Source organism: Psychrobacter sp. M13, assembly GCF_030718935.1.
GTDB lineage: Bacteria > Pseudomonadota > Gammaproteobacteria > Pseudomonadales > Moraxellaceae > Psychrobacter > Psychrobacter immobilis_G.
The window spans coordinates 2,242,779-2,264,120 of record NZ_CP132194.1; the positions used below are offsets into that span (position 1 = coordinate 2,242,779).

Here is a 21,342-nt window from a genome sequence, read left to right on the forward strand (position 1 = left end):
AACTGAGATATCGCCTCGATTATAAATTCGATCTATTCTTAGCAAATAGCTAAGCTTACTATAGCTTTTACGGTCCTCTTCAAATAGCTACCGCTATGCAAGCCGTACCTGAACTATCCCAACTTATCTAACTCGTTTATAAAGGATTTCACATGAGCGAACTGCAACTATCTGACCGCGTTAATAGTATCAAACCATCACCAACCCTAACGATCTCTAATAAAGCCGCAGAGCTAAAAGCAGCAGGCAAGGACATTATCGGTCTAGGCGCGGGCGAGCCTGATTTTGATACGCCGCAGTATGTAAAGCAAGCGGCAATCGACGCCATCAACAGTGGTTTTACCAAATACACGGCGGTCGATGGTACTCCAGGGCTCAAAAAAGCCATTATCGACAAATTTAAAAACGATAATGATATCAGCTATGAGCCAAATGAGATCTTAGTATCGGTAGGCGGTAAGCAGTCATTTTTCAACTTATGCCAAGCGTTTATCAATGCTGGCGATGAAGTTATAATTCCAGCACCATACTGGGTCAGCTATCCTGACATGGTCATTATTGCCGAAGGCAAGCCTGTCATCGTAAAATGCCCTGAAGATCAAGATTTTAAGATCACCCCTGAGCAGTTAGAAGCAGCGATCACTGAAAAAACCAAGATGCTCGTGCTTAACAGTCCTTCTAACCCAACGGGTATGATCTATAGCTTAGATGAGCTAAAAGCGCTAGCTGAGGTACTCAAAAAGTATCCGCAAGTTTATGTTGCCTCTGATGACATGTACGAGCACATTCGCTGGACAGGCGAGAAGTTTTACAACATCTTAAATGCCGCGCCTGAACTCAAAGAGCGCGCTATCATCCTAAATGGGGTCTCAAAAGCCTATGCGATGACAGGCTGGCGTATCGGTTATGCGGGTGGCCCTGCCAAACTGATTGGCGCGATGAAAAAGGTGCAAGGACAGTCGACCTCATGCCCAACTTCTATCAGCCAAGTAGCAGCAGAAGCCGCTATCAATGGCGATCAAAGCGTCCTTGATCCTATGATTGAGGCGTTTGAGAAACGTTGTGACTTAGTGGTAAATGGCCTAAATGCTATCAAAGGCATCACCTGCTTGCGTCCAGACGGTGCGTTCTATGTCTATCCTAATATCAAACCGCTGATAAAAGCTGCTGGCCTATCGTCTTGTACTGAGTTCTCAGAATGGCTACTTGAAAAAGTTGGCGTTGCTGTAGTGCCTGGCGATGCATTCGGTCTTGGCGGCTTTATGCGTATCTCCTACGCTACTGATGAAGCCACGCTAAAGGATGCCTTACAGCGTATTGAAAGCGCAGTTGCAGAATTAGATGTAGCTGAATAACTTGAGCTGCTCATCATAAACCGCAAATAGTAGTCATAAAAAAGACGTTCAACTGCGAGCATAGCTCTTGTCTTGCGGACGGGCAAAGCAGTGCTTTGCTTGTACCGTCCTCAGGGCGGTTTTTTATATCAGGGCAAAAAAAGAGCATAAATGAGCGAATTTAACTAAAAACAAAAATTTATCATCATAAATTTGCTAAAAACAGCAAAAAGGGCTTGACCTATTTTTTATCTTTGCTAGAATACGCCCCACTTAGCAACAACTCGTAAGAGTAATTGCCGGGCTAATTATAAAGTGCTTTTTATATCATTGTTTTATAAAGTCACTTTTATAATTTACTATTCCTCAATAGCTCAGTTGGTAGAGCGTCGGACTGTTAATCCGTGTGTCCCTGGTTCGAGCCCAGGTTGAGGAGCCAAATTTAGTCAGTTATTAATTAGCTGCATTGAATCATCTTTGATTCGATTATGGCATATGCCAAGACCCTCATCACTTTGATGAGGGTTTTTTTATGGCGGCTAGGATGCGTTATGAGTAAGCTATAGGTCTCAAAACCTTGGTAAATATGAACCCTTTATCGATAAATTTAAAAATTTAGCTTATATTGGTAATTAATAGAGTATTAAGGTTGACAGGCTCAAGCGACTTGGCTAAAATGTGCCTCACATAACGCGGACTAGCTCATATTTTAAGCAAATCTTTAGTTATAACCATCTATTCCTCAATAGCTCAGTTGGTAGAGCGTCGGACTGTTAATCCGTGTGTCCCTGGTTCGAGCCCAGGTTGAGGAGCCATATTGTAGTCATCAAAAAGGCCTTTATCAGTATTTGATAAGGGCTTTTTTGTGGGCGTTAAATAATTTTTTGGCTATTGAGTTATGTGCAGAACAACTGCCACTGTATTTCTTATTGCACTACAGATAAGCGTTGGATAATGCTATCATGGCAAGGTGTCAGATATGTAAGAGTAGACACAGTTATCAATCACGCAGTTTATCTTATCCACTAAATTAATGGTTTGTTATGATACCTACTCGTATAAAAAATAAATTCTCTGATCACCCACAAAAGGTCACCCGCCCTATTAGTATCCGTCTGTCTGAGGAAATGATTGAGCTATTGAACGCTACGTCATCAGAGCTAGGGTTTAAGCGTATTCAAGGTCTAATTCGTCTATATATCCGTCAAGGTCTTGATCGTGATCATCAGGATTATACACTCGCGCATGATGAGCTGTTTATCGAGACGCTACGTAAGCGCGGTGTCAGCCAACGTATCATCGATGAGGCTATTATCAAGACCCATAATAACAGTATTAGTCATCCACTATCTGAGCTACAAGATAACTAATATAGTAGCTGCTTAGCTGCTTAGCTGCTTATAAGTCCAGTAACTACTTATGACTGATATTTTTGTAGGCTAAGTTTGCTTAATAGCGCTTAGCCTTTTTATTGGCCTCATTTTCTCTCGTTCTTCTTTTAGCTGTTGGCTGACTCATCAACTTTTTAGTAACATCAGCTGCTAAAAACTATTATCTTGCAAAATTTAACACAATATTAATGATGGTTAACTTGCGCAAACACGGTATATTAAAGATTATTATTTCGACAAATAGATAGGGTCTGTTGAACATTCGATTTTGGCACTGACAGAGACTATTTTTTAGGCGATTCTAGATTAAAAATATCTAGTTTAGTCATTCTAAGCGGATCTTTTTAATGACGAATCGGCAAAAAAGAGTCCTGTCCCTGTTTTTGTAGTGAAGGCTGATACTAAAATTGCCCTATTCGTTGTAAAAATCTAGCCAAGGCATCTGCATTACCTGCGATTTTTACTTAGACTAGACCAATTTTAGCTATCAGCAGTGCTCATTTATGAATGTTCAACAGACCCTAATCTGATATAGTTTTTATATATTTTGTATAGATGATAAGGGAGAGCAACAATGGTTGTATTAAGACAGCGTTTGAGTGCGACATTACTTTTAGCTTTTGCTTTAGGTACGACAGCTATTATCAGTGGCTGCTCTATGCCGCAAGACGACCCTGTTGAGCAAACCATTCCTACCGACTCAAATCAATGGCAAAAAAAGCTTGGTGATACTTTTGAGCAGCTGCCTGAGGCTGATAGAAGCTTGCTGAGTCGTTATATGCTACGTATGAAGCTGAGCGACGCTTATGAGTCAGGCGCGATGCCGCGCACGACAATCAAGCAAGCTTTGATACAGCAGCGCGAGTATGAACGCCTGCACCCTAATAATCCAACGGGCGAGAAAAGTCCTGTAGTGGCTAACCAGCAAAAAGGCACTATCAATGCGCAGACTTATCCTGTCGCCCTACTACCTGTCAAAACCAGCGATAGCGATAGTCTAAATCAAGTGAAAATGCAGTTTATATTATCTAATCATGGCACTGTCCCTATTGAGAGCTTTAAGGGTGATCTAATGATGAAAGATGCCAAGCTAACTAAGGGTAAGCGATTCAATGTGCCTTTGACCCAGTTTGACAACCCTATCGTCCCTGAACAGTCTGGCAAGTTAATCATCGAGAGTAGTATCGAAGATATCAACGTTATGCGAGCGATCAAAAACTCACAAAATGTGTCGGTTGAAATTCTTAAAGGCACGTTGACATTAACGGATGGTCAAAAGATAGAGTTTGCTGAGAAGCTGGTGAAGTGAGTTATAGTCATTGTTTGAAATTGATATATAAAGTGTCTCACATTAAAAAGCCCTAGTTATTTTAAACTAGGGCTTTTTAATACAAGGGTCGAATAATATCTACAGTCTATTAATACTAGCTACCAAAATACATGCCTCTACCTCCGCTACCATTAGTACCGAGAATCAATAGATCAGTATTACCGTCATCTAATATTGATACTCCAGTGAGTGTCTCTCCAGCAGCGACACATTTTATTTGGTTAAACGTTACACTGGTCGTATAGTATCGTTCTGAAACAGCTGGAGTAAATTTACCTGATATTTTGCAGCCTTTGCTATCCTCACCAGTGAAATTACCATCTGTAGTGAATTTAATCGTTGCTTCAGCTGCGCCTGTACCACTCGTCACATATAGAGGACCTGTAAATGTTTTACTATCAATAAGATTCAACGTATGTTTTTTAAAAGATGCCGTGTTGAAATTTAACTTATATTTTATTGAGTTCGAAGCCACTTCAAGAATTGTTCCTGTAATGACATTTGATTTATAAGTACCATTAATAGTAGTCTCTTGAGAGCCGCGGTTATCATATGGGTAATTTCTAGCTGCTACCGAAAAGTTGCTATTATTGAGCAATAGTGGGCCATTAGTAGTGAGAAAGCCTATTACTTCTTCTTCAGCATCTGCAATCTCTGCATAGGTGAACCACATCCTGCTATCATCATCAACTAAGCCCTCTAGCACTTCACCTTCATCTGTAGTACCTGTATAAAAACCTGGCATTAACTTGACACTAGTATTCGGATCAGGATTAGGGTTAGGATTAGAACTTGAGTTAGAATCAGAATCATCACCGCCACAGCCTAAAAGGGCAGCTCCCACTACTATATACAACGCTAGTTTTTTCATTGCATTATCCTCTTGTTGGCCTACAAAAAAATAAATCAGGTAGCATGAAGCTAATATCCGCCTTAACAGATATTTATGTCTAGTATTTTTTTGTTGTATTAGTGTTCAAAAGATAACTACATTAAGCTATACTACTGATCTCAAATAATATTTAGGATTATTTTTCACTTAATAATAATAATTAGCTAGAGTTATCATCAAAACATCGCGCATAAAAAAGCCCCAATCAATTATGATTGGGGCTTTTTATCAGTACTTAGTAGCACTTAAATTTGGAGGAGACGGAGAGATTCGAACTCTCGAAGGGCTACAAACCCTTGTCGGTTTTCAAGACCGGTGCATTCAACCACTCTGCCACGTCTCCATTTGTGCATCATTATAGCGATCTTAAATAAGAATGCAAGTACTTAACGAAAAAAAATTAAATTATTTTGCAAAGACACTATTTTGGATTTTTAGTGATCCGAAGACTGCCTATTTAGTAGCCTGTTGGTTAACAGATAAGTGTAGACACATATCTAATAAACGATTGGCATAGCCCCATTCATTGTCGTACCAAGCAAACACTTTATACTGATTACCAACTTGCATCAATTGTTGACCATCGATGATAAGTGACTCCGTTTGATGAATAAAGTCACTTGAGACCAGCGGCTCATCGGTATAAGCCATAATAGTGTCCAAATAGCCTTTACTGGCAGATTGCAGCACTTCACGCATGGCCTCAATACTAATGTCAGGTGTGTTAAATACAAAAGTCACATCGATAGCGGCCACATCGATAGTGGGTACTCGAATAGAGTGACCATTGATTTTACCTGTCATATTAGGCAGTACACGCTCAGTGGCAGCAATGCTGCTAGAAGTCGTCGGGATAATATTATAACCAGAAGCTCGGGCGCGTCTTAGATCACGATGCGCTTGATCGAGTACCGTTTGATCCGCAGTGACGGCATGAATCTCAGTCATCATCGCCGACTCTACCCCAAAGGCTTTATCCAAGCTATCTATCAGTGGCACTAGCGCTTGAGTAGTACAAGAGACACCAGAGATAATCGGTAGCTCACAAGTTAGCTCATCGCTATTGACGCCCATGACAATACAAGCGTCAACATCATCGAAGGGTGCAGCTCCTATGATAACCTGTTTGGCTCCTGCGGCAATATGTAAGCTTGCTTGGCCATAAGAGCGAAAATGTCCTGTACATTCAAGCACTACATCGACATTTAAATCCTCCCAAGGTAGATCTTTGGGGCTCTCTCGAGATAACAGGCGAATACAATATATTTTGTCTTTTTTAGTCAAGCACAGCTGAATATCAGATTTGGCACTGGCAGAAGATTTTTGCTGCTGATCGGTGATACCATCTTGCACAATATGGGCACTAACGCCTAACTGGCTCAAACGCCCGTGAGTGCTATCGAATTTTAATAAATGTAGTAAGGTTTCAGCAGGTGCTAAGTCATTGATCGCAACGACATGTACCCCCCGTCCAAGCACCTCAAAACGTTCAAGTAGCGCTCGTAATACATTACGACCTATGCGTCCAAATCCATTGATAGCGATGCGCAGAGGCTGAACATCATCACTTGTATTATGGAAGATTGAGTTATCAAAGTCGCGATTTACAGGGCGATAAGTGGCATTGGCAAAATCAGACATAACTAAGATATCACTGTAGTAAGAAAACAAGATTTAGCGAAAGGTGAAATAATAAAACGAATAGCTAAAGCAAATAAATTAAGGACTAATAAAAATCAGCGCTAAACGAATCGTATTATAATCGACGTTTTGTTTGAGATAGTCATAGATGGGTCGCAGCTTAGCACTGCCATCGTCATTGAAGTCGTTGGGATTATTAGCGACTTTGATAGCCACATAAGCGGTGCCAACCGCTGTCATAATTTCATCCTCAGGTCGCAGGTGATCGCAGGCAAGGCTTGGGTCTAGATGTTTGAGCTCACTAATATGGCGCATAATCGTCGATTGTGCAAGCTCGCGCGTCTGGGCAATCTCGGCAATCGACAGACTTTCTTCTAGCAGCTGGCGCGTAACCAGCAGGGTAGCTTCTGATTTATCAGCGACTTGATTGCCTTTTACCTGCTTTTTATCTTGCAACACTTGCTGCTGCTCACGGCGTTTTTTCTGTAGAGTCGCATAGGCGTCAATAATAGTTTTACTATTAGTGCCGCCTGACTTAGTCACAAATTTTTCATGTGCTTGCTGCATGCTTTTTTCGTCAAGCATTGCATAGTTGGCGTCGGCTTCTTCTGATAGCGCTAAGAAACGTTTATCAGCACCGCGCGCGAGTGGATCTAACTGCAAGCTCATAGTATTCATACCTAATAGTTGCAGACCTGCCAGCGATTTAAGCCTTGATAGCGCGACATAGCCTTGTCCCAGCTCAAAGGTACGTGATAGATCAATTTCAGCGGCGTCCAAAGTCATGCCTTGCGACTTATGAATTGTAATCGCCCAAGCTAGACATAATGGCACTTGGCTGTAGCTTGCCAGCACATCGCCCGTTTCATCCTCAATGATCCATTCTTCTGGTTCGGCAATGACTTCACGGCCTGAATTCAGGCGCACTACGGGCATCTTTTGCGCGGATGGCTTTTTGTCCTCAACTTTGGCTTTTTCTTTTGACTTAGCTTTATCTTTAGCTCCGATAACTTTATCATCATCGCCAGCTTCATTTTCAAGAGCGATGGTTTCATCATCACTCATATCTGCTTTGGCATCGCTCTTAGCTTTTACTTTACTAGCACTATCATCGACTTTTACCGTGGCAAAGCCAATCAGCTCACCCATCGTACCGTTTGACACATTGAGCTCAGTGTTGTTCTTGATGAACATTACCTTTGCACCGACCTTTAGAATTAGCTCATCTTGCGTGCGTACGGTTTTCTTGAGCGTATCGACCAGCTTATCTTCACCAATGGAGGTTGCATCAAAGCGCTTCATCTCGCCATTTAGTTCAGCAAGCTCTTTATCATTGATTTTATTGACGTTCAAGTTATGGGTATAGAGCCTTGTTCGCTTGATATCGACATCTTGATCGTAAGTCGCCTCAAGCGCTGCGATAGCCTCAAAGCTGACATCTTGCCGACGAATTTGGTTTAAGATATCATCCAGATCAAGACCGCCCTCTGCTGCTGCACTGACCTGCCGATGCTGCTCGCTCAAATAGCAAATATGAAACTCAGCATCTAGCCACGCCTCGCTCATAAAAGCAAACTTATCGCGATTGCTCTCGCCTCTGCTACCAATTGGGGGTAGCTGAAAAAAGTCTCCTGCGACGACGACTTGAATACCGCCAAAGGCTTTATCGCTCTTACGGACATGTTTGAGAACTTGGTTGACTATATTGAGCTGTTTGGCATGCAACATCGATATCTCATCAATGATTAGTACAGCGGTATCTTTGAGTCTATCTGCCAAAAACTGCTTGCGTGACAAATTGGTCAAATCACGCTCAGATAGCTCATCTTTGATACCGATGCCTGACCAGCTATGAATCGTTGTACCATTCATATGCGTGGCGGCTATACCCGTACTCGCCGTCACTGCAACAGGCACCCGACGTGCACGCAAGTAGTTGATATATTGATTAAGGGTATAAGTCTTACCAGAACCTGCAGAGCCCGTCAAAAATACATTTTGACCCGTTTGCAAAATATCAAGAGCAGAAGATTGACGCATAAACTTAGACCAATTTATAGATTTTTGAATGAGCAGGTATTAGCACTATTAAGTGTCATACCCTAAAATATTGGCAACAATTATAACAGCTACTTGCAGATTGCAAACCTTTTAAACCGTTAAGCTTTGCAAACTATCAGTTATAGAAGAGTAATAAAAACATAATAAAAATTAACTATAAGTCTAGTCAAAAGTTCAGTACGATAGAACAGTCATCAGATCAGGAAGATTGGCTGGCTAAGTTAGTTAAGTTATAAGTCATTACTGTTTTTAGTAAAACCTGCTTATGACAAAAATACCAATAGCAAAAGTAAGTCTATGATAAAAAGTGCTTAAATAATAATCCGACAAGGAATAGTTTATGTTATATCCGTATCCTAATACCAACGACAGCAGCGTTCACTTTAAAGAAAAATACGACAACTTTATCAATGGCGAGTGGACCGCGCCCGTCGATGGTGAGTACTTTGATAATACTAGCCCTATCGATGGCAAAGTTATCTGTCAAGTGGCACGCTCTAAAGAAGCGGATATCGAAAAGGCATTGGATGCCGCTCACGCTGCTAAAGACGCTTGGGGTAAAACCAGCGTGACAGAGCGCTCTAATATTTTGCTCAAGATCGCTGATAGTATGGAAGCCAATCTAGAAGCCATCGCTATTGCTGAGTGCTACGAGAACGGTAAGCCCGTACGCGAGACACTGGCCGCCGATATTCCCTTAGCTATTGATCATTTCCGTTATTTCGCTGGTGCCATTCGTGCGCAAGAAGGCACGCTGAGTCAAATCGATAACGATACCGTCGCCTATCACTTTCATGAACCCCTCGGCGTCGTCGGTCAGATCATTCCTTGGAACTTCCCCATCTTAATGGCCGTATGGAAATTGGCCCCAGCGCTTGCTGCAGGTAACTGTATCGTCCTAAAGCCTGCTGAACAAACGCCTGCCTCTATTCTGTTTATGCTCGATATCATTGGTGCGGCGGATATCCTTCCTAAAGGGGTGCTTAACGTCGTCAATGGTTTCGGTGTTGAAGCCGGCAAACCGCTAGCCTCTAATCCACGCATCAACAAAGTAGCCTTTACAGGTGAGACCACCACAGGTCGTCTTATCATGCAGTACGCCAGTGAAAACATCATTCCCGTGACTTTAGAGCTCGGTGGTAAGAGTCCGAACATCTTCTTCGCCGACGTTATGGATGAAGATGATGAGTTCTTAGACAAAGCTATCGAAGGCCTCGTGATGTTTGCGCTTAACAGTGGCGAGATCTGTACTTGTCCATCTCGTGCCCTTGTGCATGAGAGCATCTATGACAAGTTCATTGAGCGTTGTGTCGAACGTGTCAAAGCGATCAAAATGGGTAATCCACTAGATACCGATACTATGATTGGCGCACAAGCCAGCTCCGATCAGCTAGAGAAAATCCTATCTTACTTGGATATCGGTAAAAAAGAAGGCGCTAAAGTGTTAGTCGGTGGTGAACGTGCCAAGCATGAGGGTAGTATTGCAGAGGGCTATTATGTACAGCCGACTATCTTTGAGGGCACTAATGATATGCGCGTGTTCCAAGAAGAGATCTTTGGGCCCGTACTTGCTGTGACGACCTTTAAAGATGATGATGAGGCGATGAGTATTGCTAATGATACGCTATATGGTCTAGGCGCTGGTGTTTGGACTCGAAGTGTACACAAGGCTTATCGTTTTGGCCGTGGTATTCAAGCGGGTCGCGTATGGACCAATTGTTATCATCTCTACCCTGCTCATTCTGCATTCGGTGGTTATAAGCAGTCTGGTATCGGTCGTGAGAATCATCTAATGATGCTCAATCATTATCAACAAACCAAAAACATGCTGGTCTCTTATGATCCAAAAGCTATGGGATTTTTCTAAATCTATTCTTAAAGCACCTTATCATTGATTGATAAGGTGTATCCAAGACGTTTGTAAAACATTAAAAATGTAAACAATAAAATAAGGAAGAATAGTATGAGTAATAAAATGAAAGCAGCCGTCCTACATGAATTTGGACAGCCCTTACAAATAGAAGAAGTGGACATTCCAACTCCAGGTGCCGGCGAGATCGTCGTTAAAATGCAAGCATCAGGCGTCTGCCATACCGACTTGCATGCTATCGAAGGAGATTGGCCGGTCAAGCCTAGCCCGCCATTCATTCCAGGACACGAAGGCGTCGGACTCATCACTGCCGTCGGTGATAATGTTCATCATGTTAAAGAAGGTGATCGCGTCGGTGTCCCTTGGCTATACTCTGCCTGTGGTCACTGTACCCATTGTCTAGGCGGCTGGGAAACTTTGTGCTTACGTCAAAAGAACGCTGGTTACTCGGTTAATGGTAGCTTTGCAGAGTATGTTTTGGCTAATGCTGACTACGTCGGTATCATCCCCGAAGGCGTGGACTCGGTAGAGATTGCACCTGTCTTATGTGCAGGCGTCACTGTGTACAAAGGTCTCAAAATGACCGAAACCAAAGCTGGCGACTGGGTTGTCATCTCAGGTATCGGTGGCCTCGGTCACATGGCTGTACAGTATGCCGTTGCTATGGGCTTAAACGTTGCCGCTGTTGATATTGATGATGAGAAGCTTGAGTTTGCCAAAAAGCTCGGTGCAACAGTCATCGTCAATGCCAAAAACACTGATCCTGGTGAGTATCTACAAAAAGAGATAGGCGGCGCTCATGGAGTGCTAGTGACAGCCGTTTCCTCTAAAGCGTTTGAGCAAGCGCTTAGTATGTTACGACGCGGCGGTACTTTGGTCTGTAACGGTCTACCTACGGGCGACTTCCCTGTCTCTATCTTTGATACGGTATTAAACGGCATCACCATTCGCGGCTCTATCGTGGGTACACGCCTTGACTTGCAAGAGTCGTTAGATATGGCTGCCAAAGGCAAAGTAAAAGCGACCGTTGCCGCTGAGCCACTCGAAAATATCAACGATATCTTTGAACGTATGCGCGATGGTAAGATCGAGGGACGTATTGTGATTGACTATACGATGTAGTGATCAGCAAGTGATGTTCTGACGTTAAGTCAGCAATGTCATCGCTAATTATTTAACTCTCAAAAATAGGTCGTATTGTTTTCAGTGCCATGCTATTAATAGTATGACTGAGAGCGATACGGCCTTTTGTATTTTCGTAGTACAATTTAAAAAATCAGCTTTAAAAGACAAGGAGCACAACATGAAACTTGAAGCGACAGCAACTTGCGTTGAGTTAATCGAGTTATTAAAGTCCAAGCACGGTGACCTAATGTTCCATCAATCGGGCGGCTGCTGTGATGGTAGCTCGCCGATGTGTTATCCGCTCGGCGAGTTCAAAGTAGGCGGTCAAGATGTGCTTATTGGTGAGCTGGCAGGCTGTCCCTTTTATATGGGCAAAGCGCAACACAAGCTTTGGCAGCATACTGATTTAACTATAGATGTAGTCAATGGGCGCGGCGCTAGTTTTTCTTTGGAGATACCCGAGGGTAAACGATTTATTGTGCGTTCCGAGGTTTGCGCGCTATGATTTTGCGGACTACAATAAATATATCACTTTGCAATATGTAACAATGTTTTGCCTCATTAAGTATTTTAATGATATAAGTATATTAACGAATTGTTCGCTAAATATAACAAGCATAGATGCTATAAGGAATACAAAATGGATTTTGATTATGTCATCGTTGGCGGTGGTTCAGCGGGCTGTGTGCTTGCCAGCCGCCTTACAGAAAACCCAGATATCACTGTCTGTTTATTAGAGTATGGCGGCGATGGTAAGGATTTAGCCGTTCGTGTGCCCGCTGGGCTAATTCTGCTCGTCCCTGGCAAGCCAATTAAATTAAATAACTGGTGCTTTCATACTGAGCCACAAACTCATCTCAACGATCGACGTGGCTTTCAACCGCGTGGTCAGTGCCTAGGCGGCTCTTCTGCCATTAATGCTATGGTCTATACTCGCGGCAGTCCACTTGATTATGATCTCTGGGTCGACCAAGGCTGTACAGGTTGGGGCTTTGATGACGTGCTACCCTACTTTATTAAGTCTGAAAATAATGTACGCGGCGGCGATGATTTGCATGGCGATAGTGGCCCGTTAAACGTTAGTGATTTGCTCAGCCCTCGTGATATCTCCAAAGCTTTTGTAGAGGCTGGTATCGCTAACGGACTTGATCATAATGCGGACTTCAACGGTACTAAACAAGATGGCGTAGGCTTGTATCAAGTCACCCATTTTCATGGTGAAAAACAAGGTCAGCGTTGCTCAGCTGCTGCGGCTTATTTGCATCCAGTAGAAGAGCGTCCAAACTTAACCATTATCACTCACGCACAAGCCAATAAAGTTATTTTTGATAACGACAACAATGATGATAACGGCTCTGATAATAAAAAAGCCACTGGCGTCATTTATGAAAGACATGGCGTTAAACAAACCGTTATAGCCCGTCACGAAGTAATTCTTTGTGGCGGTGCGTTTGGCTCTCCTAAAGTCTTGATGCTCTCCGGCATTGGCCCTAAAGATCAGCTGCAAGACTTAGATATTGAAGTCATCGTCGATGCGCCAGAGGTCGGTGAGAACTTGCAAGATCACTTAGATGTGGTGTTCGATTATGAGGTCAATACCACCGATGTATTCGGGGTTGGCGCCGTCGCTGGCTTTAACTTTTTTAAAGCTATGCGTCAATGGCGAAAGGATGGGACAGGTATATTATCGACAAATTATGCTGAGGGTGGCGCATTTTTTAGCGTAGGGGACGCGCCCAAAGAGTGGCCTAATACCCAGCTACACTTTGCTATTGCGCGCGTCATGAATCATGGTCGTGATCTAAAGCTCGGCTATGCCGTCTCCGTTCACTCATGCTATCTACGTCCTGAGAGTCGCGGCACGGTTAAGCTGGCATCAAATGATCCTGCAGCAGCTGTATTAATAGATCCAAACTATCTATCACATCCTAAAGATGTCGAGAACATGATCGCAGGCGCTGAACGTACTCGCGCTATCATGGCAGAGACGCCAATGGCGGATTACATAACTGAAGACTATCCAGCGCCTTATCTAGAAAAAGACGGTATGCTCGGCTTCATCCGCAATAGATCAGATACGATTTATCATCCTGTCGGCACTTGCCGTATGGGGCCTGATAAGCAATCGGTGGTTGATTTGGAGCTTAAGGTAAGAGGCGTAAAAGGGTTACGAGTGATCGACGCATCCATTATGCCAACGTTAATCAGCGCCAATACTAACGCACCGACGATTATGATTGCTGAAAAGTTGGCGGATATTATCAAGGCTGAGTTTGCGAGCAATCAAGCTGTTGATCAAACAGAATTGGCTTAGTTCTTTTTAGTTAATTCAGCTCTAAAATAAAAAAGGTTTGTCATAATATGGCAAGCCTCTTTTACTTCAAGATACGCTGTTCACAACGCCACGGCATTTGGGAAACTGGCTGCAACCGTAAAACGTTTGCCCTTGCCGTGCACCTTTTTTGGCGATACGTTGTATCATTTCGCTATGGCATTTAGGACAACTAGGCTCTGACGTAATACTGGCTATGTCATCGACTTTTTTAGAGCTAGTAGATCTATCTATAGGAGAACTTGCTTTAGCAGGCTCACTGATTTTGATTTTAATCTCACTACTCTCAGAATCTAAAACCTCAAACGGTGTCATAAAAACAGCATTTTTGCTGGTAAACGGCATCGACAATACATCGTCTTGCTTCACTTGGCCTGACCACTGCTCATACTGTTTCGCGGGCGCTTTTATTTTTGCTTGTTTATCTGGTTCAGCAGGTTTTTGTTCTTGATTTAAAATCACTTTATTGTCAGGTTTGCTATCTGGCTTGTTAGCTTTAGGCGCATGCTTGTCTTTTAAGTAGGCTTTATGCGCACGATTCGTACGCCATGACTTAGTAAAGCGCTTAGTTTCTATTTGCTCAACAATTGACGTGACTTCTTCAAGCGTTAATATCTCATCTTGCTTGCTCTTGATATAACTGACTATACCGCCTTTTAATACGTGTGCTGGTAGCTCATCGCGGGTCTTAAGCTCGCACTCGCCAATAAAGGCAATCATAGAATGAAAATAGTTTGTCTCTAATGCTAATAGCTCTGCTAGCGTCTTAATATGTAGATAATTCTGCCGTAACGGATTTTGAAATTTATACTTACTGCCATTCGGGAAAGCTTGCGTCCATTGGCTTTGCTTTTCATTGCCATATATCCAGCCTTTATAGTTCTTGGTCTCAATGACAAAAATACCATATTTTGAGACGATAACATGATCAATTTGCGTACTACCGCCATTATCTAAAGGCAGAGTGATGTTATTTAAGCGATGATAACTCTCTTTTTCAAGCTTGAGCCAAGTGGCAATATTGATGACACTCTCGCCTAAAAACCCCTTAAAACTGGACATCATGGACATTGATTTTATCTCTGAGATATGTAGGTAATAAAACTTTAAATGTACAAGGTAAAACGATAAACGAGGTATGCTACCGAATCTTTATATGTGGCAAAATATAGCGGAACTTTGTCCCCTTGTGAACTACTTTTTAATTTATACTCATTTTAGAACTGCTTTTTGGATTATAACTATGAATAGCTTTACCACTACTTTACTCAAAACCACCCTAAGCGCTAGTCTGCTACTGTCATTACCAATGCTGGCATCAGCTGCAACACCGCAAAAATGGCAACTAGATGTACCCAAAACTAACGTGGATTTTAAAGTAGCCTATCTCGGTAATGGCACCGTTGAAGGTCAGTTTCATAAGATGGATGGCTCTATCCATTATGATGTCAAAAACCCTACTAATACCACGATTAATTTTACGGTAAATACCAATAGCATTGATGCGGGCGGCAACCTACGTAACTCATTCTTACGCCGTAAAGAGCTGCTCAATAGTGCGCAGTATCCGACGATGACTTTTGTCTCTAACAAAGTCAGCATGATTAATGCTAAAGAAGCCAACGTCACAGGCAATTTTACAGTACTAGGTCAAACCAAACCGTTAACGGTAAAAGTTAAATTGAATAACGTCGAGATGGATCCTACCACGCGGCAGCCTATTATCAAATTTAAGGCAACGGGCACTATCAATAGATATACTTATGGGGTAACGGCCTTTCCAAGTATAGTGGGCACGATGATCCCGCTGGAGATATCGGGCAATTTGGTTGCAGCTAATTAATTAAGCGACAAGAAAACCCCAACTTAGAAGCTAGATTTCTCAGTTGGGCAGATCAATATATTTTAAGACTTTCTTTATAGAAGCAATCAGCTATCTAAAAAAGCATGAGCCAGAGACTATTAATGTTAAAACAATAGCTCTTTGATGTTCTTAGTACTGCCACGGTTGATCTTGTGCGATACCAGCGGTATCTACTTTATTTCTTCTTTTTTGAATCTTAGTATCCATTTTTTCTTGCTTTTTTAGCGCTTTTTGATTGATATCATCAACCATACCCTGAATCTTCTTATCTACTTTATCTTGCTCTTTTTGACGCTGCTTATCGACTTTATCTAACTCTTTTTGACGCACCTTGTCTATCTTATCTTGCTCTTTTTGACGCTTTATATTCAGTTTGCTTAGCTTTTTTTGCACCTTTTTACTCACAGTAATATCATCTTTTGCTTTGTTATCAACTGATTCATTTGACATAACAGCTCTCCTTAATTAGGTTTATAGGATATTTAGATACTTGATGTTAAGTCAATATTCCTAGCTAAGCAATGTACTAGTACAAAAGCCGTACACATCTTAAAGCGTCTTTAGATTAGCAAACTAGTAAACTCTATTTACTATAAATTTTGAATGATTCAAAAGATAACAAGATGAGCCTCTAGATAGGCGTTCTTTAATAGTCGCGAAATATGCGGGGCATAGGCTATTGATTTTTAATGGTTTATGCCCACCTAACTCAAGCACAGCTTTAGCCTTGCACTCGGACAGAGTAGTACTCTGCTTAATCTTCCCTCACCCTCGGCAAAAGCCTACGTCTTGTGCTCGATTAGAGCAGTGCTTTGTTACTTCCTCGCTCATCCTTGGCAAAAACACATACCGAAGTCCATTGTGCGCACGAGTATGATGTTTAAGTTTAAATTCTGGTGCGCTGATTGTGCTCAATGACTTTTTTATTCTTCAAATAGCTCTTTACTGCTCTGTTATAACTCAATTCAATATATTTAGTCATCTTAGCGAACGAGTCATTCGTAGGGCTATTAATACATATCCAACCCATCCAAGCATAAATAGGATGCGGCATTAATAAATTCAATTGGCTAAAGTCTTGCTCGATATCAACTGTTTCACCTTTGGCTGGACGTTTAGGCGTTGCACCAAAAACTTCAATATAAACTTCTTTACCAACACCTAAACTTAATCGAAATACACTCTCTCGATTAAGATTTGAGGCGCTATCATTATCACCGTCCTGCTCTTTAATCGTGCAAAAATACACGCCATTCGGCAGTATGTTATCAGGGTTATAAAACAGCGACGTCTCACCCCAACTAGTTTTTGGCTTTACGCCACCAAAGTTTTGCATTATATATTCGATTATCTCATTTGGTATCATAGGGATGCTCTCAACTCATATATAAATTTATTCAAAATAGCCTGTAAGGCAATCATATTAAATAGGCTCAATATCATCTAAGAATTGCAAATCATTAGTCTCAATCAAGCGTAGCTCATAGGTGGACTGCAAATTAAGCCAAAACTGTGCACTACCTCCAAAATACTTCGCTAAACGCAAGGCTGTATCAGCGGTGACTCCACGCTTTTCACGAATAATCTCGTTAATGCGAGCAGCAGTGACGCCGAGACTATTAGCCAAAGCATTAGCGCTCATTTTAAGCGGCTTAAGATAATCCTCTCGTAATACTTCGCCTGAATGGATAGGACGCATACCGTTTTTAATCATAGTGTTTTCTCTTTATTTTGCGCACTGCTCTCTGTAAACATCGCCATTATCAATATTAGAGATTTTAAAATTGAGTAAGATGTTTGCCGTAGGGTGGCGTTAGACTTGTCAAATTCTCGCAGAGAATTACGACAAGGCGTAACCCACCGATTGAGTTTGTAAATGGCGCACGGGTTACCTCCTACAGGGTTAGCTTATTTGATAAGTTTAATCTATAAAATGAGTACCATATAAAGATTCAATACTTTTAATAACTTTATCTGAAGATTTATTAATTTTTTCTGCTTTTTCAATGAATAAATCTTTGTGGTTACGCCAAGCAGCATGATAACCATCCCGTTGTAACCTAGTATTTTCTGCTAAAAATTCATTAGTTTGAAAAACTATAAATATAAGCTCTGTTAGTTGTTCTTGTATCACACCACTTCGTGATGTCACTTTTAAAATATTGTTAAACTCATAAATTAAGCTGAAGAAGTCATCATCAAAATCTGTATGCTCCCTCTCAACGCCAAGAAATGATTTTTCTCCTGATTGAAACTCAATAAAATCATTAGTCGATGAGCGTAATCTATACAGGTCAGGGAGTAAAGACACTTGTATAACTCTTGAAATATTATCCTTTTCAATTGCTTCTTTATCTTGCGAGTTTCTAGCCAACTTAAAAGGAACCCAAATTGCAATACAAATTGCTATGATGCTTCCAATAGCTTGTACCCAAGCTGCTCCTACAGTCCAATCCATATTTTATAATCCTAAATAATTACTTTTTACGTTTTTGCCATGTAGAAGTACTAACAGAATAAACCTATAACGTAGAATAGTGTCTGGTAATAATGAAATCATTAGTCCAATAAAGTAAAAAATATTACTATATTCTAAACAACTCATCATAACACTGGCAGATAACTGCTAAACAGCTTTTTAAGAATTCATCATCAACATAAATTAAAGTTTCAATTTCAGAGACATCACCTTCATTTCTGAATACTGAACCAGCAGGTGTAATCTCGAATGGTAGACTACTCTGCTTTTCTAAAAGTTTTGTGTAAGATGAACCCTTCCCATGCTTTAATACGTTGATAGCATAGTAAAATTCTTCAAACTTTATAAGTAATTCTGTTTTATCATTTCTTTTAAGCTTTTCTTTCAACTCTTTAAAAGCCGAACCTTTCTCAATTTCTAATTGATTTTGAACTACTGCCTCGAATAATGAAAATATTCCAATAGCAAATATGGCTCTTTCCCATTGCATCTTTTGTAGATTTATTACTAATCTAGTTGAACCTGATGTTTGAAGTTCATCATACATTAGCTTTTCAATTCTATTGAAATTTTCAATATGCGACTCTGTACTTTCCGATACAATCTGAATAAACCTTTGCATTACTTTCCTTACAATATTCGAACTCAAAGATGCTAATTAAAAATCCACAACGACTATAGTGCTAATTCATAATTTACCATACAATAGTCGCCTTGTGGCGCATTTTAGCCCTGATTGCAGCGGTTATCCTGCTGATGACAATGGCGTTGCGGACTGTGGCTGGAGGTGGTCGCTCGGATGATGGAACGCGTCCAGACACGATAGTCCGCACGCTATTGACGAAGCAGATATGAGCGGAAAGCAGGATTAGCTCCAGGATCAAACAAAAAAAGAGCCACTAGAATAATCTAACAGCTCTTCTCCGTGCAATGTGATTAACTCAACTACAAATCATAGCTAAATGCTGGGCTAAAGCCGCAGGCTACAAATCAGATTAAACCAAACTCTGCACAGCCTCAACCACAGCATCAGCCGTAATACCAAACTCTTTATACAAATCCTCAGCTGGAGCCGACTCACCGTAAGTGGTCATACCGATAACCTTGCCATCAAGACCAACGAACTTATACCAGTAGTCTACGTGCGCCGCTTCGACAGCGACACGAGCACGAATATTGGCGGGCAATACTGACTCGCGATAATCGCTCTCTTGCTCTACAAATATCTCGGCACAAGGCATAGACACTACTCGTACGCCTACTCCATTATTGCTTAGCGTCTCATACGCTTGCATGGCTAAACCAACTTCTGAACCTGTCGCAATGATAATAGCTGACAGCTCGCCTTGCTCTTTAGCTAGGACATAACCACCTTTGGTAATATTAGCGACTTGCTCGCTATCGCGGGCTTGATGCGGCAAGCTTTGACGGCTAAAGATTAACGCTGACGGATTGTGTGCAGACTTAATCGCTTCGACCCAAGCCGTCGCTGATTCAGTCGCATCACACGGACGCCATGTGCGTAGGTTCGGCGTAGTACGTAAGCTAGTTAATTGCTCAACTGGCTGATGCGTTGGGCCATCTTCACCTAGACCGATAGAGTCATGCGTATAGACGTGGATGATACGCTGCTTCATCAATGCGCCCATACGTACCGCGTTACGCGCGTATTCCATAAACATCAGGAACGTTGCAACATAAGGGATAAAACCGCCATGCAAGGCAATGCCATTAGCAATAGCTGTCATGCCAAACTCGCGCACGCCATAATAGATATAGTTGCCGTCGCTATCAGTCTCGATGCCTTTGGCGCCTTTAAATAGCGTAAGGTTTGAGCCTGCAAGATCCGCTGAACCTCCCATGAGTTCTGGTAGTAATGGCTGCAAGGTATTGATGGCATTTTGACTGGCTTTACGGCTGGCAACATCACCGCCTTGCTCTTGAGTTTGCTGAATATAAGCTTGCGCTTGGGCATTAAAGTCTGCTGGTAGCTCGCCCTCTAAGCGACGTAATAATTCTGCCGCCAGCTCAGGATAGGCCTTTTTATAATTCTCAAAGTCTGCTTGCCAGTTCTTTTGTAGCACATCGCCTTTTGGCTTGGCATCCCACGCTTCGTAGATCTCATCATCTAAATCAAATGGGCCATGTTTCCATGATAGTGCGTCACGAGTTAGGGCGATTTCATCATCACCCAATGGCGCCCCATGGCTAGAGGCTAAGCCTTGCTTATTTGGGCTACCTGCACCGATAGTGGTTTTGCAGATGATGAGGCTTGGGCGAGTCGTCTCTGCAATCGCTGCATTAGTGGCTTCGGTAATCGCATCCGTATCATGACCATCGACTTTGATGACTTGCCAGCCATAGGCTTCAAAACGTGCTTGGGTGTCATCCGTGAACCAACCCTCGACATTACCATCGATTGAGATACCATTATCATCATAATAGAAGACTAATTTTCCAAGCTTAAGCGTACCTGCTAATGAGCAAACTTCATGGCTGATACCTTCCATTAAGCAACCATCACCCAAGAACGCATAGGTATGATGATCAACAATATTATGACCGTCACGGTTAAACTGAGCAGCCAGGGTCTTCTCTGCAATAGCAAAGCCTACCGCATTAGCAATACCTTGACCTAGTGGTCCAGTAGTCGTTTCGATACCTGGGGTATAACCTAGCTCTGGATGGCCTGGTGTTTTTGAGTGCAGCTGACGAAAGCCTTTTAGGTCATCAACGCTAACGTCATAACCTGTCAAATGCAATAGTGAGTAAATCAACATTGAGCCATGACCGTTGGATAAGACAAAGCGGTCGCGGTTATGCCAGCTTGGATCAGCAGGGTTATGCTGCAAAAACTTACGCCATAATACCTCGGCAATATCCGCCATACCCATCGGCGCGCCTGGATGTCCAGAATTGGCTTTTTGTACCGCATCAAACGATAAAACGCGAATAGCGTTGGCAAGTTTGCGTTCATTAATTGGGGTTGGCATAGCGTGTCCTAATATTAGAGTAAGTGTTTT

At 42.0% G+C, this 21,342-nt stretch carries 18 protein-coding genes and 3 tRNA genes; 10 read left to right on the forward strand and 11 right to left on the reverse strand.

From position 1 onward, the window contains the following. The first annotated feature begins 152 nt into the window (after positions 1–152). The 5 genes from Q9G97_RS09395 to Q9G97_RS09415 all read left to right on the forward strand — a co-directional run bounded on the left by Q9G97_RS09395 (position 153) and on the right by Q9G97_RS09415 (position 4,034). Positions 153–1,355 carry a pyridoxal phosphate-dependent aminotransferase gene (locus Q9G97_RS09395; RefSeq protein ID WP_305898595.1) on the forward strand — a complete coding sequence of 401 codons (1,203 nt, stop codon included), beginning with the start codon at positions 153–155 and terminating at the stop codon, positions 1,353–1,355. 342 nt (positions 1,356–1,697) lie between these two features. Next, a tRNA-Asn gene (locus Q9G97_RS09400) sits at positions 1,698–1,773 on the forward strand. 300 nt (positions 1,774–2,073) lie between these two features. Beyond that, positions 2,074–2,149 (forward strand) — tRNA-Asn (locus Q9G97_RS09405). Positions 2,150–2,377: 228 nt separating this feature from the next. Then, positions 2,378–2,704 (forward strand): CopG family transcriptional regulator, encoded by a 327-nt coding sequence (locus tag Q9G97_RS09410; RefSeq protein ID WP_201569721.1) that lies wholly within the window; start codon positions 2,378–2,380, stop codon positions 2,702–2,704. A 595-nt stretch (positions 2,705–3,299) separates the two neighbouring features. Next, on the forward strand, positions 3,300–4,034 hold the full coding sequence (locus Q9G97_RS09415; protein ID WP_305898596.1) for a hypothetical protein: 735 nt from the start codon (positions 3,300–3,302) through the stop codon (positions 4,032–4,034). Between the two features lie 115 nt (positions 4,035–4,149). Here the strand turns inward: Q9G97_RS09415 and Q9G97_RS09420 are convergent, their stop codons facing one another. The 4 genes from Q9G97_RS09420 to Q9G97_RS09435 form a co-directional block, all read right to left on the reverse strand. After that, the gene (locus tag Q9G97_RS09420) at positions 4,150–4,926 is read right to left on the reverse strand and encodes a hypothetical protein (protein ID WP_305898597.1); all 777 of its coding nucleotides are present in this window, start codon (positions 4,924–4,926) and stop codon (positions 4,150–4,152) included. A 273-nt stretch (positions 4,927–5,199) separates the two neighbouring features. Continuing rightward, positions 5,200–5,290, reverse strand: a tRNA-Ser gene (locus tag Q9G97_RS09425). 110 nt (positions 5,291–5,400) lie between these two features. Then, on the reverse strand, positions 5,401–6,588 hold the full coding sequence (locus tag Q9G97_RS09430) for a type I glyceraldehyde-3-phosphate dehydrogenase (RefSeq protein ID WP_305898598.1): 1,188 nt from the start codon (positions 6,586–6,588) through the stop codon (positions 5,401–5,403). A 78-nt stretch (positions 6,589–6,666) separates the two neighbouring features. Continuing rightward, positions 6,667–8,628, reverse strand: a complete 1,962-nt coding sequence (locus tag Q9G97_RS09435) for an AAA family ATPase (RefSeq protein ID WP_201569725.1) — start codon at positions 8,626–8,628, stop codon at positions 6,667–6,669. 361 nt (positions 8,629–8,989) lie between these two features. On the opposite strand from Q9G97_RS09435, the gene Q9G97_RS09440 reads away from it, so the two are divergent. The 4 genes from Q9G97_RS09440 (at position 8,990) to Q9G97_RS09455 (ending at position 13,958) form a co-directional block, all read left to right on the forward strand. Beyond that, the gene (locus Q9G97_RS09440; protein WP_305898599.1) at positions 8,990–10,516 is read left to right on the forward strand and encodes an aldehyde dehydrogenase family protein; all 1,527 of its coding nucleotides are present in this window, start codon (positions 8,990–8,992) and stop codon (positions 10,514–10,516) included. A 96-nt stretch (positions 10,517–10,612) separates the two neighbouring features. Further along, on the forward strand, positions 10,613–11,641 hold the full coding sequence (gene adhP, locus Q9G97_RS09445; RefSeq protein ID WP_305898600.1) for an alcohol dehydrogenase AdhP: 1,029 nt from the start codon (positions 10,613–10,615) through the stop codon (positions 11,639–11,641). A 181-nt stretch (positions 11,642–11,822) separates the two neighbouring features. Continuing rightward, positions 11,823–12,149, forward strand: a complete 327-nt coding sequence (locus Q9G97_RS09450) for a DUF779 domain-containing protein (RefSeq protein ID WP_305898601.1) — start codon at positions 11,823–11,825, stop codon at positions 12,147–12,149. Positions 12,150–12,284: 135 nt separating this feature from the next. Next, complete coding sequence (locus tag Q9G97_RS09455; protein ID WP_305898602.1) at positions 12,285–13,958, forward strand: GMC family oxidoreductase; 1,674 nt, start codon at positions 12,285–12,287, stop codon at positions 13,956–13,958. Between the two features lie 66 nt (positions 13,959–14,024). Here Q9G97_RS09455 and Q9G97_RS09460 read toward each other — a convergent pair whose 3' ends face one another. Next, the gene (locus Q9G97_RS09460; protein WP_305898603.1) at positions 14,025–15,047 is read right to left on the reverse strand and encodes an NERD domain-containing protein; all 1,023 of its coding nucleotides are present in this window, start codon (positions 15,045–15,047) and stop codon (positions 14,025–14,027) included. Positions 15,048–15,219: 172 nt separating this feature from the next. Here Q9G97_RS09460 and Q9G97_RS09465 point away from each other — a divergent pair, with 172 nt between their 5' ends. Continuing rightward, complete coding sequence (locus tag Q9G97_RS09465; RefSeq protein WP_305898604.1) at positions 15,220–15,819, forward strand: YceI family protein; 600 nt, start codon at positions 15,220–15,222, stop codon at positions 15,817–15,819. A gap of 150 nt (positions 15,820–15,969) precedes the next feature. On the opposite strand, the gene Q9G97_RS09470 is transcribed toward Q9G97_RS09465, so the two are convergent. The 6 genes from Q9G97_RS09470 to tkt all read right to left on the reverse strand — a co-directional run bounded on the left by Q9G97_RS09470 (position 15,970) and on the right by tkt (position 21,312). Continuing rightward, positions 15,970–16,290 carry a hypothetical protein gene (locus tag Q9G97_RS09470; protein WP_305898605.1) on the reverse strand — a complete coding sequence of 107 codons (321 nt, stop codon included), beginning with the start codon at positions 16,288–16,290 and terminating at the stop codon, positions 15,970–15,972. A gap of 436 nt (positions 16,291–16,726) precedes the next feature. Continuing rightward, a complete protein-coding gene (locus Q9G97_RS09475) occupies positions 16,727–17,176 on the reverse strand; it encodes a DUF6194 family protein (RefSeq protein ID WP_305898606.1) in 450 nt (149 codons plus the stop codon). Positions 17,177–17,263: 87 nt separating this feature from the next. Then, positions 17,264–17,554 (reverse strand): HigA family addiction module antitoxin, encoded by a 291-nt coding sequence (locus Q9G97_RS09480; RefSeq protein WP_305898607.1) that lies wholly within the window; start codon positions 17,552–17,554, stop codon positions 17,264–17,266. 207 nt (positions 17,555–17,761) lie between these two features. After that, positions 17,762–18,298: a hypothetical protein gene (locus Q9G97_RS09485; protein WP_305898608.1), complete on the reverse strand. Its 537-nt coding sequence runs from the start codon at positions 18,296–18,298 to the stop codon at positions 17,762–17,764. Between the two features lie 127 nt (positions 18,299–18,425). Next, positions 18,426–18,941, reverse strand: coding sequence for a hypothetical protein (locus Q9G97_RS09490; protein ID WP_305898609.1), 516 nt, complete (start codon positions 18,939–18,941; stop codon positions 18,426–18,428). Positions 18,942–19,314: 373 nt separating this feature from the next. Beyond that, positions 19,315–21,312, reverse strand: a complete 1,998-nt coding sequence (tkt, locus tag Q9G97_RS09495) for a transketolase (RefSeq protein WP_305898610.1) — start codon at positions 21,310–21,312, stop codon at positions 19,315–19,317. Positions 21,313–21,342: the final 30 nt, after the last annotated feature.

Excerpts from the sequence above, each read along its gene's own strand:
- Q9G97_RS09395 (WP_305898595.1), top strand. The coding sequence starts at position 153 with ATGAGCGAACTGCAACTATCTGACCGCGTTAATAGTATCAAACCATCA.
- Q9G97_RS09410 (WP_201569721.1), top strand. The coding sequence starts at position 2,378 with ATGATACCTACTCGTATAAAAAATAAATTCTCTGATCACCCACAAAAG.
- Q9G97_RS09415 (WP_305898596.1), top strand. The coding sequence starts at position 3,300 with ATGGTTGTATTAAGACAGCGTTTGAGTGCGACATTACTTTTAGCTTTT.
- Q9G97_RS09420 (WP_305898597.1), bottom strand. The coding sequence starts at position 4,926 with ATGAAAAAACTAGCGTTGTATATAGTAGTGGGAGCTGCCCTTTTAGGC.
- Q9G97_RS09430 (WP_305898598.1), bottom strand. The coding sequence starts at position 6,588 with ATGTCTGATTTTGCCAATGCCACTTATCGCCCTGTAAATCGCGACTTT.
- Q9G97_RS09435 (WP_201569725.1), bottom strand. The coding sequence starts at position 8,628 with ATGCGTCAATCTTCTGCTCTTGATATTTTGCAAACGGGTCAAAATGTA.
- Q9G97_RS09440 (WP_305898599.1), top strand. The coding sequence starts at position 8,990 with ATGTTATATCCGTATCCTAATACCAACGACAGCAGCGTTCACTTTAAA.
- adhP (WP_305898600.1), top strand. The coding sequence starts at position 10,613 with ATGAGTAATAAAATGAAAGCAGCCGTCCTACATGAATTTGGACAGCCC.
- Q9G97_RS09450 (WP_305898601.1), top strand. The coding sequence starts at position 11,823 with ATGAAACTTGAAGCGACAGCAACTTGCGTTGAGTTAATCGAGTTATTA.
- Q9G97_RS09455 (WP_305898602.1), top strand. The coding sequence starts at position 12,285 with ATGGATTTTGATTATGTCATCGTTGGCGGTGGTTCAGCGGGCTGTGTG.
- Q9G97_RS09460 (WP_305898603.1), bottom strand. The coding sequence starts at position 15,047 with ATGTCCATGATGTCCAGTTTTAAGGGGTTTTTAGGCGAGAGTGTCATC.
- Q9G97_RS09465 (WP_305898604.1), top strand. The coding sequence starts at position 15,220 with ATGAATAGCTTTACCACTACTTTACTCAAAACCACCCTAAGCGCTAGT.
- Q9G97_RS09470 (WP_305898605.1), bottom strand. The coding sequence starts at position 16,290 with ATGTCAAATGAATCAGTTGATAACAAAGCAAAAGATGATATTACTGTG.
- Q9G97_RS09475 (WP_305898606.1), bottom strand. The coding sequence starts at position 17,176 with ATGCAAAACTTTGGTGGCGTAAAGCCAAAAACTAGTTGGGGTGAGACG.
- Q9G97_RS09480 (WP_305898607.1), bottom strand. The coding sequence starts at position 17,554 with ATGATTAAAAACGGTATGCGTCCTATCCATTCAGGCGAAGTATTACGA.
- Q9G97_RS09485 (WP_305898608.1), bottom strand. The coding sequence starts at position 18,298 with ATGGATTGGACTGTAGGAGCAGCTTGGGTACAAGCTATTGGAAGCATC.
- Q9G97_RS09490 (WP_305898609.1), bottom strand. The coding sequence starts at position 18,941 with ATGCAAAGGTTTATTCAGATTGTATCGGAAAGTACAGAGTCGCATATT.
- tkt (WP_305898610.1), bottom strand. The coding sequence starts at position 21,312 with ATGCCAACCCCAATTAATGAACGCAAACTTGCCAACGCTATTCGCGTT.